General features: G+C 73.2%; 11 protein-coding genes. 3 read left to right on the top strand and 8 right to left on the bottom strand.

Annotated elements, in window-relative coordinates:
- Positions 1–58 precede the first annotated feature (58 nt).
- From whiA to AW27_RS25835, 6 genes are all read right to left on the bottom strand, one after another.
- Complete coding sequence (gene whiA / locus AW27_RS25860) at positions 59–1,054, bottom strand: DNA-binding protein WhiA (RefSeq protein ID WP_030009075.1); 996 nt, start codon at positions 1,052–1,054, stop codon at positions 59–61.
- Positions 1,045–2,100, bottom strand: a complete 1,056-nt coding sequence (locus AW27_RS25855) for a gluconeogenesis factor YvcK family protein (protein WP_037930059.1) — start codon at positions 2,098–2,100, stop codon at positions 1,045–1,047. The genes whiA and AW27_RS25855 overlap by 10 nt, the downstream gene beginning before the upstream one ends.
- On the bottom strand, positions 2,097–3,044 hold the full coding sequence (rapZ, locus tag AW27_RS25850; RefSeq protein ID WP_052031354.1) for an RNase adapter RapZ: 948 nt from the start codon (positions 3,042–3,044) through the stop codon (positions 2,097–2,099). The genes AW27_RS25855 and rapZ overlap by 4 nt, the downstream gene beginning before the upstream one ends.
- Entirely contained in the window at positions 3,041–5,050 is a 2,010-nt protein-coding gene (gene uvrC, locus AW27_RS25845) for an excinuclease ABC subunit UvrC (protein WP_037930056.1), read from the bottom strand. The genes rapZ and uvrC overlap by 4 nt, the downstream gene beginning before the upstream one ends.
- Positions 5,051–5,268: 218 nt before the next feature.
- Complete coding sequence (locus AW27_RS25840) at positions 5,269–6,021, bottom strand: hypothetical protein (RefSeq protein ID WP_037930246.1); 753 nt, start codon at positions 6,019–6,021, stop codon at positions 5,269–5,271.
- A gap of 5 nt (positions 6,022–6,026) precedes the next feature.
- Positions 6,027–6,635, bottom strand: a complete 609-nt coding sequence (locus AW27_RS25835) for a papain-like cysteine protease family protein (protein ID WP_037930053.1) — start codon at positions 6,633–6,635, stop codon at positions 6,027–6,029.
- Between the two features lie 230 nt (positions 6,636–6,865).
- Here AW27_RS25835 and AW27_RS25830 point away from each other — a divergent pair, with 230 nt between their 5' ends.
- Positions 6,866–7,804 carry a hypothetical protein gene (locus tag AW27_RS25830; RefSeq protein WP_037930051.1) on the top strand — a complete coding sequence of 313 codons (939 nt, stop codon included), beginning with the start codon at positions 6,866–6,868 and terminating at the stop codon, positions 7,802–7,804.
- Between the two features lie 34 nt (positions 7,805–7,838).
- On the opposite strand, the gene AW27_RS25825 is transcribed toward AW27_RS25830, so the two are convergent.
- Positions 7,839–8,270, bottom strand: a complete 432-nt coding sequence (locus AW27_RS25825; protein WP_037930243.1) for a Rieske (2Fe-2S) protein — start codon at positions 8,268–8,270, stop codon at positions 7,839–7,841.
- 87 nt (positions 8,271–8,357) lie between these two features.
- Entirely contained in the window at positions 8,358–9,575 is a 1,218-nt protein-coding gene (locus tag AW27_RS25820) for an IS110 family RNA-guided transposase (RefSeq protein WP_304949841.1), read from the bottom strand.
- A gap of 366 nt (positions 9,576–9,941) precedes the next feature.
- Here AW27_RS25820 and AW27_RS25815 point away from each other — a divergent pair, with 366 nt between their 5' ends.
- Positions 9,942–10,820, top strand: coding sequence for a carbohydrate kinase family protein (locus AW27_RS25815; RefSeq protein ID WP_037926614.1), 879 nt, complete (start codon positions 9,942–9,944; stop codon positions 10,818–10,820).
- Between the two features lie 402 nt (positions 10,821–11,222).
- Complete coding sequence (locus tag AW27_RS25810; RefSeq protein ID WP_037927482.1) at positions 11,223–12,320, top strand: MerR family transcriptional regulator; 1,098 nt, start codon at positions 11,223–11,225, stop codon at positions 12,318–12,320.
- Positions 12,321–12,344 lie beyond the last annotated feature (24 nt).

Genomic DNA, 12,344 nt, shown 5'->3' with positions numbered 1-12,344 from the left:
CCGCACGAGTGATCGCGCGAGCCCCTTCCGCAGCAGCGGGCGTCCCGCCCGGCGGGGTCTATCCGGCCATGTTGTCGGCCATCTCCTCGCTGAGGTCGAGATTCGACTCGGTGCCCGGGATGCCCAGGTCCTGGGCCCGCTTGTCGGCCATCGCCAGCAGGCGCCGGATCCTGCCGGCGACCGCGTCCTTGGTCAGCGGCGGGTCGGCGAGCGCGCCGAGCTCCTCCAGGGAGGCCTGCTTGTGCTCCATGCGCAGCCGGCCGGCCGCGGCGAGGTGCTCGGGGACCTCCTCGCCGAGGATCTCCAGCGCGCGCTGCACGCGGGCTCCGGCGGCCACGGCGGCCCGCGCCGAGCGGCGCAGGTTGGCGTCGTCGAAGTTGGCGAGGCGGTTGGCGGTGGCCCGCACCTCGCGGCGCATCCGCCGCTCCTCCCAGGCCAGCACCGACTCGTGCGCGCCGAGGCGGGTCAGCAGCGCGCCGATGGCGTCGCCGTCGCGCACGACGACCCGGTCCACTCCGCGCACCTCGCGCGCCTTCGCGGCGATGGAGAGCCTGCGGGCGGCGCCCACCAGGGCCAGGGCGGCCTCCGGGCCGGGGCAGGTGACCTCCAGGGAGGAGGACCGGCCCGGCTCGGTGAGCGAGCCGTGGGCCAGGAAGGCGCCGCGCCACGCCGCCTCGGCGTCACAGGTGGCCCCGGAGACCACCTGCGGCGGAAGACCCCGGATGGGGCGCCCGCGGCCGTCCACGAGGCCCGTCTGACGCGCCAGCTGGTCACCGCCGGCCACGACGCGGACCACGTAGCGGCTGCCGCGGCGCAATCCGCCGGGCGCCATCACCACGAGATCCGAGGAATGGCCGAAGATCTCCAGGATGTCCTTGCGCAGGCGTCGGGCGGCGATCCCGGTGTCCAGCTCCGCCTCGATGACGATGCGGCCGCTCACCAGGTGCAGCCCGCCCGCGAACCGAAGGATCGCCGAGACCTCCGCCTTCCTGCAGCAGGTCCGGGTGACGGGCAGGCGGGAGATCTCGTCCTTCACCGCAGGCGTCATCGCCATGGGCCGATCCTTCCATGCATCCGAAAAATACGGTCGTACGCGGCGGCCAGCAGTTCCGGGTCGTGCTTCGGCGAGCCGTCCTGCCTGGCCACGGGCGCCAGCTCGACCGCCGCACCGAACCGTTTCGCGGCATCGGAAAGGGACTCGCGGTCGGGCACGGCGGCCTCGTCGGCCAGCACCACGTCCAGGGCGAGTTTAGGGGCGTGTCGGGCCAAAACCTCCAAATGACGCTGCGGAGAGAAGCCCTCTGTTTCGCCGGGCTGCGGTGCGAGGTTCAGCGACAGGACCCGCCGGGCCTTGGTCTCGACGAGCGCGTCCAGCAGTTCCGGCACCAGCAGGTGCGGGATCACGGAGGAGAACCACGAGCCCGGGCCCAGCACGACCCAGTCCGCGTCCAGCACCGCCGCCACGGCCTCCGGCACGGCCGGCGGGGCACTCGGCACGACCTGCACGGAGAGCACCTCGCCCGGGGTCAGGGCCACGGTGGCCTGCCCGCGGACGGTGTCGACGTCCTCGGGCCGGGCCGGATCGTGTCCCCTGACCAGCGCCTGGAGCTCCAGCGGCACCGCCGACATCGGTAGCACCCGGCCCTGCGCGCCCAGCAGCCGGCCCACCAGGTCGAGGGCCTGGACGGGGTCGCCGAGCTGTTCCCACAGGGCGACGATCAGCAGATTGCCGACGGCGTGCCCGTGCAGGTCGCCCTCGGACTGGAAGCGGTGCTGGATGACCCGGGACCAGGTCTGGCCCCAGTCGTCGTCCCCGCACAGCGCCGCCAGCGCCTTGCGCAGGTCGCCGGGGGGCAGCACGCCGAGCTCCTCCCGGAGCCGTCCGCTGGAGCCGCCGTCGTCGGCGACGGTGACCACGGCGGTGAGGTCACCGGTGATCCGGCGCAGGGCGGCGAGGGAGGCCGACAGGCCCTGGCCGCCACCGAGCGCGACCACCTTGGGCGTGGCGCCCCTCCGGCGGCCGGAGCGGCCCGTGCCGTCCTCTCCCCGTCCCGGGGTGAGGCGGCGCAGGCGGCTCAGCCGCGGGGTCCGTGCGGTCACTCGCGCCCCATGTCCCTGTGGACGACGACGGTCTCGACCCCTTCGGAGGCGAGGCGGGCGGCGAGCTTCTCGGACATGGCCACGCTGCGGTGCTTGCCGCCGGTGCACCCGACCGCGATGGTCACGTACCGCTTGCCCTCGCGGCGGTAGCCGGTGGCGATGAGCTGGAGCAGCTCGGTGTAGCGGTCGAGGAACTCCTTGGCGCCGGGCTGGCCGAAGACGTACCCCGACACCTCCTCGTTGAGCCCGGTGAAGGGGCGCAGCTCCGGGACCCAGTGCGGGTTGGGGATGAAGCGGCAGTCGACGACGAGGTCGGCGTCGACGGGAAGGCCGTACTTGTAGCCGAAGGACATGACGGTGGCCCGCAGCTCGGGCTCCTCGTCCCCGGCGAACTGGGCGTCCATCTTGGCGCGCAGCTCGTGGACGTTCAGGCTGGAGGTGTCGATCACCAGGTCGGCGTCGCCGCGCAGCTCGCGCAGCAGGTCGCGCTCGGCGGCGATGCCGTCGGTGATGCGGCCGTCGCCCTGGAGCGGGTGCGGGCGGCGGACCGACTCGAAGCGGCGGACCAGCGCGTCGTCGGAGGACTCCAGGAAGACGATGCGGCGGGTGACGCCCTTGCTGTCGAGGTCGGCGAGGGACTCGCGGAGGGCGTCGAAGAACTGGCGGCCGCGGACGTCGACGACGACCGCGATGCGGGCCACGTTGCCCTGGGAGCGGGCGCCGAGCTCCACCATGGTGGGGATCAGCGCCGGTGGGAGGTTGTCGACGACGAACCAGCCGAGGTCCTCCAGACACTTGGCGGCCGTGCTGCGGCCGGCCCCGGACATGCCGGAGATGATCACCAGCTCGGGGATGGCCGCCTCGGCGGTCTCGCCGGGCTCCATGGTCGTGCCCGTACTCACCTGTGCTCCGTCTCGGTCGTGCGCGGTCTCGTGCTCGGTCATTGCTCGGTCCCCCGTTCGGACGATGCTCCCGCTGGCGCGGGGTTCTCATCCTCAATGATCTCTCCTGTGGCCGTGTTGACCGCAGGACCGGCGGGGGCCGCCCCGGCGAGGGCCGCGGCCACCGTCTCGGCCGTCTTCCGTCCTATGCCCGGAACCTCGCAGATCTGGTCGATTGTCGCCTGTCTCAGCTTCTTCACCGAACCGAAGTGCTTCACCAGAGCCTGCTTGCGGGTCTCACCCAGCCCCGGCACCTCATCCAGGGGACCCGACTTCAGGCGCTTGCCGCGCTTGCTGCGCTGGTACTGGATGGCGAAGCGGTGGGCTTCGTCACGTACCCGCTGGAGCAGGTAGAGGCCCTCGCTGGTGCGCGGCAGGACGACGGGGTCGTCCTCGCCGGGCAGCCAGACCTCCTCCAGCCGCTTGGCGAGGCCGCACACGGCGACGTCGTCGATGCCGAGCTCGTCCAGGGCGCGCCGGGCCGCGGCGACCTGCGGCTGCCCGCCGTCGACCACGACCAGCTGGGGCGGGTAGGCGAAGCGCTTGGGCCTGCCGTCGTCCTCGGGCGGCACGTCCTCGCCGTCCTGGGGGTCCCACTCCCCCGTCTTCGACTTCTCCAGGAGGTAGCGGCGGAAGCGCCGCGAGACCACCTCGTGCATGGACCGGACGTCGTCCTGGCCCTCGAAGGACTTGACCTGGAAGCGCCGGTACTCGCTCTTGCGGGCCAGGCCGTCCTCGAAGACGACCATGGACGCGACGACGTCGTCCCCCTGCAGGTGGGAGATGTCGAAGCACTCGATGCGCAGTGGTGCGCCGTCCAGCCCCAGAGCTTCGGCGATCTCCTCCAGCGCCCGGGAGCGGGTGGTGAGGTCGCTGGCGCGCTTGGTCTTGTGCAGGGCGAGGGACTGCTGCGCGTTGCGGTGGACGGTCTCCATGAGGGCCTTCTTGTCGCCGCGCTGCGGTATCCGCAGGCTGACCTGGGACCCCCGCCGCCCGGCGAGCCACTGGGCCAGCGCGGATGTGTCCTCGGGGAGCGCGGGGACCAGCACCTCCTTCGGGACGGACTCGCCCTTCTCCTCGCCGTAGAGCTGCTGGAGCGCGTGCTCGACCAGTCCGGCGGTGTCGACGGCCTCGACCTTGTCGGTGACCCAGCCGCGCTGGCCGCGGACGCGGCCGCCGCGGACGTGGAAGATCTGCACGGCGGCTTCGAGCTCGTCCTCGGCGACGGCGATCAGGTCGGCGTCGGTGGCGTCGGCGAGCACCACGGCGTTCTTCTCCATGGCCCGGCGCAGCGCCCCGATGTCGTCGCGCAGCCGGGCGGCCTTCTCGTACTCCATGTCCTCGGCCGCGATGCGCATCTCCTTCTCCAGCCGGGAGAGGTAGGCGCCGGTGCGGCCGGCCATGAAGTCGCAGAAGTCCTCGGCCAGTTCGCGGTGCTCCTCGGGAGTGACCCGGCCGACGCAGGGCGCGGAGCACTTGCCGATGTAGCCGAGGAGGCAGGGCCGGCCGATCTGGGCGGAGCGCTTGAACACTCCGGCGGAGCAGGTCCGTACCGGGAAGACCCGCAGCATCAGGTCGACGGTCTCGCGGATCGCCCAGGCGTGGGCGTACGGGCCGAAGTAGCGCACGCCCTTCTTCTTGGGTCCCCGCATGACCTGGACCCGGGGGTACTCCTCGTTCAGGGTGACGGCGAGCGAGGGGTAGCTCTTGTCGTCCCGGTACTTGACGTTGAACCGGGGGTCGTACTCCTTGATCCAGGAGTACTCCAGCTGGAGCGCCTCGACCTCGGTGGAGACCACGGTCCACTCCACGGAGGCGGCCGTGGTCACCATGGTGGCGGTACGGGGGTGCAGGCCGGCGACGTCCTGGAAGTAGTTGGCCAGGCGCTGGCGCAGGCTCTTGGCCTTCCCGACGTAGATCACCCGGCGGTGCTCGTCGCGGAATCGGTAGACCCCCGGGGAGTCGGGGATCTGCCCCGGCTGGGGGCGGTAGCTGGAAGGGTCGGCCATGCCGACCACCCTACTGGCGCGCGCCGACAACGAACCGCAGCAGTTCGGGCCGGTCCGCGGATCCGCGGGGTCCGCCGCGCGGGGCTCGCGCGGCCCGGGGGGCCTGGCCCGGGCCGAGCCGGGCCGCAGGTCGAGCCGGCGTCCGAGCGTCCGGCCGCGGCGCCGCGGCCGGACGGGGAGGCCCGGCCCCATCGGCGGGGGCCGGGCCCTGCGAGCGGCTACGCCGCGGCGCGCCTGCGGCGCAGGATCAGCACCCCGGCCCCGCCGAGGGCGAGCGCCCCGGCGGCGCCGGTCACGGCGGCGACCGGGGGCCCGGCGGCCGCGGAGCTCTCGGCGTAGCCGCCCGCCGTGCCGCGGTCGGCGTACGGGGAGCCGGGGAGCTTGTCCCCGTACGCCCTGGCGACCCGCGCCCGGTAGGCGGCGAGCGTGGTGCCACCGGCGCCCACGGCGCGCACGGCGTCCTCGTCCAGCGGCAGCACCCGGCTGTCGCCGGCCACGTACCAGGCGTCGATCTGCGGCTCCCGGAACACGGTCCCGCCGGGCAGTTTCGCGGCTCCCAGCCGGGCGTAGCGGAATTCGTCGTCGCCGCTGGCGATGTTCACCACCTGCCAGCCGGCCCCGCTCCGGGCCGTCCACAGGGCGGCCTGCTGCCCGTCGGAGGAGACCGCCCTGCTGGCGAGGAACTCCAGGCGGGCGACGGGCGCCCCCGGCCTGCCCGCGACGAAGTCCGGCGAGAGGTGGTTGACCGGTACCGCCTCGCCCTCGATGCGGGGCTGCGCGGCGGCGGGCGAGACCTTGCCCTCCCGGGCGAAGAACCGGGCGAGCGTGGCCAGGGTGTCGGGGGCGGCCGCCCCGTCCCCGGCGGTGGCCGACAGGGGCCCGGGCACGGGGGCGGCGGCGGTCTGCGGGGCGAGTCCGAGCAGGGCGGTGGCGGCGAGGACGGCGGCGGCGGCCGCAGCGCGCAGGGTCATGGCGGTCACGCCCCGATCCGGTAGAGGGAGTGGGTCCAGGAGAAGGTGTTGTTGTTGACGTACCAGGCGTGGGAGGCCCAGTTGTAGCGGTTGCTGGAGGGCCAGGGGTCGCCCCAGTAGACCCAGCTGCCCGACGTGTCGTAGCCGTAGACGACGTGCATGTGGCCGCCGCCGTTGGACCACTGGATGCGGGTCTCGATCGGGCGGCCCGCATTGATCTCGGTCTGCACGGTGGAGTACTGCAGCCAGCCGTTCACGTACGAGCCGGGGCTGATGCCCGCCCAGCGCAGCCCGGTCTGGACGTTGCCGAGAGTGGCCTGGCTGTTGGGGCACTCGGTGCCCTGCCGGCGGTTGAAGGCGGCGTTGCAGAACTGGTTCTGGCTGTGGTTGCGGCCGAACCAGGTGGCGATGGTGTTGCCGCCCGCGGCCCAGCACCAGTTGGACTTCTGCTGGGCCTGCATGGTGATGTTCAGGCGCTTTTGGGCCAGCGCGGGAACGGGCGAGGCCTCGGCATCGGCGGCGGTGGCGGTGCCGGCGGGCAGGGCGAGGAGCAGGGCGGTGAGAGCGGCGGTGAGGAGGGCGGCCGGGGAAAGCCGCCGGTTTCGGTTGCGCATCGCGTTCCTCCCGAGGTGGGGAGTGGGGGGGGTGGAGGAGCGCGTCCGGACGCTGTGGAGGAGCATCGGGGAGTTGTCGCGATCTGGTCAACACGCTTCAATACGCGGTGACGTTGCAGTGTGAACGGTGGGACTGCGGTGTGAACGGTTGCTGTCGTTCCACCTGGTCCCCCGACGCTGCCGCCGTGACCCCCGCCTCGGCGCGTGTGAACGTTCACAGAGGAGTGGCCATGCGGCCTTCCACGGATCCGGCGAACACCGCGGAACTGAACCGGCTGCTGCGCGACGGCCCCTTCCACCTCGCCCTGCGCGCCGCCCTCGCCGCCCGCGGACTGCCCCTCCAGCGGGTGCGGCACCACTTGGCGGCCCAGGGCATCACGGTCGGCGTGACCAGCCTCAGCTACTGGCAGCAGGGCGCCCGCAGGCCGCGCCGGCCGGAGTCCCTGCGGGCCCTCACCGCCCTTGAGCGGATCCTGGAGCTGCCCGACGGCGCCCTCCTCGGGCTGCTCGCGGCGCCGGGCGCCGGAGCGGCCGCCCGACCGGCCGGCCGCTCCTACCGGACCCTGTTCAGCGGGGGCGGAACGGTGGAACGACTGCTCGACGGGCTGGACCTCCCGCCGGACGGCGGTCTGCACTCGCTCGGCCACCACGAGCGGATCCACATCGGAGCGGCGGGCGAGCTGCGGGGCCGCGATTCGCAGCAGATCGTCCGGGCGCACCGGGACGGGGTCGACCGCTACCTCGCCGTACACCACGGCGACCCGGGCTGCGACGCGTCCCGGGTGCGGGTGACGGCGTACGAGAACTGCCGCACGGGCCGGGTGCGGTGCCATCCGGAGGCCGGGGTCGTGGTCGCCGAGCTGCTCTTCGACGCCCGGCTGCGACGCGGCGACACCCACGTCTTCGGCTACCGCATCGAGGACGGCACCGGCCCGCGCAGCGGCGAGTACGTGCGCGGTTTCAGCTACGCGGGCGGCCAGTACATGCTCCAGGTCCGCTTCGACGCGGCGGCCCTCCCGGTGCGCTGCCGGCGGTTCGCCCGCACCGGACCGGAGGCCCCGCGCACCCGCCTGGCGGACCTGACGCCGAGCGGCCGGCACCGGGCGGTGCACCTGGTGGAGCAGTCGGTGCGGCGCGGGATCCTCGGTATCGCCTGGGACTGGGACTGACCCGCGCCGTCCCGTCGGTGCCGGCCGGCGCCGATCAGCCCGCGACGAGCCTGCCGTTCTCGGCGCGGACCGGCACCTCCGGCAGCGGCCGGTCGGCCGGGCCGCGCAGGACCTTGCCCGTCGCCACGTCGAACCGGCTGCCGTGGCAGGGGCAGTTCCCCTCGCCTTCGTCGATCGTGTCGAGGACGCAGCCGGCGTGCGTGCACTGGGCGCTGAACGCCTTGTACCGGCCCTCCGCCGGGCAGCTGACGATCAGCTTCCGCTCCCGGTAGAGCTTCGCGCCGCCCACCGGGACGTCGGCCGCGGCACCCAGTTCCACGGGGGCGGTGGGGGTCGCGGGGGTGGTGCCGGCGCTGTTGGTCGCCGTCGAGCAGGCCGTGAGCGCCACCCCGGCGCCCGCGGCCCCCGCGAGCGCGGCGGCACCCTTGAGGACGGTACGGCGGGCGGCGGGCATCGGCGCGGACATGCGGTTCTCCTGGGGTGCGGGGGGGTGCCTCTATGTCTTTCGTCAAGGCACCTGTGTCGGGTTTCGGGTGGTTCGGGCTCGCTGAGGCTAAGCGGCGAGCTCGACGTCCGTCGGTGTCCGGGATTCGTAGAAGGTGCCGTCGCGGAGCATGGCGAACAGGACGCTGATGCGTTGGCGGGCGAGGCGGAGGAGGGCCTGGGTGTGGGTTTTGCCGCGTGCTCGTTGCTTGTCGTAGTAGGCGCGGGAGGCCGGGTCGGCGTTCATGCAGGCGAAGGCGGAGAGAAACATCGCCCGTTTGAGCTGCCGGTTTCCGCCTCGGGGTGCGTGTTCGCCATGGATCGAGGTCCCGGACTGCTTCGTGGTGGGGGCGAGGCCGGCGTAGGAGGCGAGGTGGGCGGCGGTGGGGAAGCTGGTGCCGTCGCCGACGGTGACCAGCAGGACGGCGGCGGTCCTGACGCCGACGCCGGGCATCGACGTCAGGACCGGGGAAAGAGGGTGAGCCTCCAGCAGGGCGTTGATCTGGGCTTCCATCGCCCGGCGCTGGGTGTGGACAGCGGCCAGCGAGGCGGCCAGGGAGGGGATGACGATGTCGAGGGTGCCGGTCCCGGGAACGACGACGGTCTGCTCGTCGAGCGCGTTGAAGACGTCGTCGATCAGCCTGGTGGCCATGCGCGGGGCCTTCGGGCGGATCAGCTCGACGAGTCTGCGGCGTCCGGCCTTGCGCAGGGCGGCTGGGGATCCGTAGCGCTCCAGCAGCCAGGTCACGGCCTGGTGGTCCAGGCGCGGGCCCAGGACGCGTTCCAGGCTGGGGTGGAACTGGGTGAGCAGGCCCCGTATCCGGTTGGAGGTGCGGGTGGCCTCGGCGGCCAGGTCCTGGTCGAAGCCGACGAGCACGGTCAGCTCGGCGGTGATCTGGTCGGTCAGCTCCAGCGAGCGCAGGGTGTGCGGCATCGTCCGGGCGGCGTCCGCGATGACGGCGGCGTCCTTGGCGTCGGTCTTGGCCTCGCCCGGGTAGAGGTCGGCGATCCGGCGCATCGCCAGTCCGGGCAGGTAGGCGACCTGGCAGCCCGCGTCGCGGGCGACGGTCAGTGGCAGGGCGCCGATGGAGGCGGGCTGGTCCACGATCACCAGCACGGTGCCGAACTTCGCGGTCAGCTTGTCGAAGACGGCCCGCAGCTTGGGCTCGCTGTTGGGCAGCTGCTTGTCGAAGACCTTCTTCCCGCCCGGGGTGAGCCCATGACCGTGATGGCTGCTCTTGCCGACGTCCAGGCCCAGGAACACGCCCACGTCTTCGATCTCGAACATCGTGCCCCTTCCCAGGGGGTGTTGACGGTGCCGGCCTCGGCTCGGGTGTCGTGCTCGCGCATCCACGTTATGCAGACCTGCCGCCCGCGAACTGTCCAGCATTGCGCCGGACCGGACGGTGGCCGGACCTCTGATCAGCGTCTCCGACGAACACCCCCGGACCCGGTGACACCACCCCCCAGGTCATGCCTTCGACAGGGGGCAACAGTCATGCCGGGCCCGGAGGCCAGCGGCCCCATTGCGGAACCGCAGAAAACATAACGGGGCGGGGCGGTGCGGCGGGCGGTGCGGCGGGGCACGGGCGGCTCCCGGCCGGGCACCGGCCCACCCGACGATACCGCCGCCCCATGGAGTACCTTCCTCCGCGTGATCGTCGTCGGCGGAGAAGCCCTCATCGACCTGGTGCCCGCGGCCGGGCCGCCGGGCGCGCTGCTGCCCCGACCGGGCGGCGGGCCGTACAACACGGCGCGCGCCCTCGGCCGGCTCGGTGCCGAGGCCGCCTTCTGCTCCCGGGTCTCCACGGACGGGTTCGGCGAGAGCCTGCTGGCCGGACTGCGGGCGGCCGGGGTGGACGTGTCGCTGGTCCAGCGCGGGCCGGAGCCGACCACCCTCGCCGTGCCCTCCCTGGCCCCGGACGGCTCGGCCGCGTACGGGTTCTACGTCGAGGGCACCGCGGACCGGCTGTTCACCCTGCCGCCGGCCCTCCCGGAGGGCGCCCGGGCCCTCGCGCTGGGCACCTGCTCGCTGGTCCTGGAGCCGGGCGCGAGCGCGTACGAGGCCCTGCTGCGCCGGGAGTCGCGCCGGGGGCTGCTGACCCTGCTGGACCCCAACGTCCGGCCGGCGCTGATCGCGGACCCGGCGGGCTACCGGGCCCGCTTCGCCGAACGGCTGCTGCCGCACACCGGAGTCCTGAAGCTGTCGCAGGAGGACGCGGACTGGCTGGGTGGACGGGTCGGGGACTGGCTGGCGGCCGGGCCCTCGGCGGTGGTGCTGACCCGCGGCGCGGCAGGTCTGACGGTCTGGACGCGGGAGGGCGCGGAGCACTCGGCGGCGGCCCGCCCGGTCGCGGTGGCCGACACGATCGGGGCGGGCGACACGGTCAACGCCGCCCTGCTGCACCGCCTGGCGGCGGATCCGGGCGCCCCGGTGGACTGGCCGGACGTCCTGGCCTATGCCGCTCACGCGGCGGCCCTGACCTGCACCCGGCCGGGAGCGGAGCCCCCGTACGCGGCGGAACTCGGCTGACAGCGGCCCGGACGCCCCGGGCGACGGCGCCGCGGGCCCGCCGGCCGGCCTGACCGCGGAGGTGCCGCGGCCCCGGGTGTGTGCGGCCCCGGGTGTGAGACGGGGAGGCCCACATGTTCACGAGTCGGGTATGCGCCGTGGCCGTCTCGTCGTCGGTGACGTCGTCGAGGGTGAGGCGAACGATGCGGCTGACGGGTTGCGCGTAGAGGAGATCGATCAGACATCTCGGCCGCCCCTGGCGGCCGTTTCCGATCTCGCTCCAGGAAAGAGCCGTTTCTGACGGTAAGGCGGCGTGCGGCTACGGCTACGGCTCCGCGTCGGCTCCTGCGGGTCATGAGTGCGGCTCTTGACCCTCACGTGACGTCAGGCTGCATAGTCGGCGCCGTGGAAGATCACTGGACCGTGGGGCGCGTGGCCGAGCTGGCCGACGTGAGCGTCCGCACGCTGCATCACTATGACGCGATCGGGCTCGTCCGTCCGTCGGCGCGGACCGCCGGTGGGTACCGGGCGTACTCGGCGGGTGACGTCGAGCGGTTGAGGGAAGTGCTGGCCTACCGGCGGCTGGGCTTCGGGTTGCGGGAGGTTGCGGAACTGGTCGGCGACACGTCCACCGACGCGGTAGCGCACCTGCGCCGACTGCGTGGCCTGCTGCTGGAGCGGCGTGATCGTGCTGACGCCATGGTGGCGGCCCTCGACAAGGAACTTGAGGCACGGGCGAGGGGGCTGAAGGTGACACCGGAGGAGCAACTGGGGATGCTCGGTGCACGGCTGTACGACGCAATCGGCGGCGCATACACGGCGACGCGGCGTACCGAGCCGCGGATCGCAGCGCAGATCTCGGACGCGCTCGGGGACGCGCGGACGGTACTGAATGTCGGGGCCGGCACCGGCTCCTACGAGCCGGCTGATCGCGAGGTGACCGCGGTGGAGCCGTCGGAGGTCATGCGGCGTCAGCGGCCGGCCGACTCGGCCCCGTGCGTGGCAGCCGCCGCCGAGAGCCTGCCGTTCGAGGACAACTCCTTCGACGTGGCGATGGCCGTCTCCACGGTTCACCATTGGGGGGACCCGATAGCGGGGCTGCGCGAGATGCGGCGCGTGGCCCACCGCGTGGTGGTGCTGACCTTCGACACCGACGAGCCCGGATGGCAGGACCGGTTCTGGCTTACCCGCGACTACCTGCCCGAGTTCGCCGCCGTCCTCGCGGAATTTCCCTCACTTGCGGGGATGGCGGACGCGATCGGCGCCCGCGCTGAGCCGGTGCCTATCCCGTGGGACTGCGCTGACGGCCTGTTCGAGGCGTACTGGCGCAGACCGGGGGCGTATCTGGAGGAGCACGTCCGCCGTGCGATGTCGGTGTGGACGAGGGTCGGGCCGGACGCCGAGCAGCGGGCGGTGCGAAGCCTCCGCGACGACCTCGACTCCGGCCGATGGGCCGAGCGCAACAGCGACCTCGCCCACCTCGACACGGCAGACCTCGGCCTCCGCCTGCTCATAGCCTGAATGGGCACCGGTCCGGACTGACCC

Source organism: Streptomyces sp. PCS3-D2, from assembly GCF_000612545.2.
Taxonomy (GTDB): Bacteria; Actinomycetota; Actinomycetes; order Streptomycetales; family Streptomycetaceae; genus Streptomyces.
The sequence above is the reverse complement of the archived record's forward strand: the minus strand, read 5'-3'. Positions and strand labels throughout refer to the sequence as shown.

Excerpts from the sequence above, each read along its gene's own strand:
- whiA (WP_030009075.1), bottom strand. The coding sequence starts at position 1,054 with ATGGCGATGACGCCTGCGGTGAAGGACGAGATCTCCCGCCTGCCCGTC.
- rapZ (WP_052031354.1), bottom strand. The coding sequence starts at position 3,044 with ATGACCGAGCACGAGACCGCGCACGACCGAGACGGAGCACAGGTGAGT.
- uvrC (WP_037930056.1), bottom strand. The coding sequence starts at position 5,050 with ATGGCCGACCCTTCCAGCTACCGCCCCCAGCCGGGGCAGATCCCCGAC.
- AW27_RS25840 (WP_037930246.1), bottom strand. The coding sequence starts at position 6,021 with ATGACCCTGCGCGCTGCGGCCGCCGCCGCCGTCCTCGCCGCCACCGCC.
- AW27_RS25835 (WP_037930053.1), bottom strand. The coding sequence starts at position 6,635 with ATGCGCAACCGAAACCGGCGGCTTTCCCCGGCCGCCCTCCTCACCGCC.
- AW27_RS25830 (WP_037930051.1), top strand. The coding sequence starts at position 6,866 with ATGCGGCCTTCCACGGATCCGGCGAACACCGCGGAACTGAACCGGCTG.
- AW27_RS25825 (WP_037930243.1), bottom strand. The coding sequence starts at position 8,270 with ATGTCCGCGCCGATGCCCGCCGCCCGCCGTACCGTCCTCAAGGGTGCC.
- AW27_RS25820 (WP_304949841.1), bottom strand. The coding sequence starts at position 9,575 with ATGTTCGAGATCGAAGACGTGGGCGTGTTCCTGGGCCTGGACGTCGGC.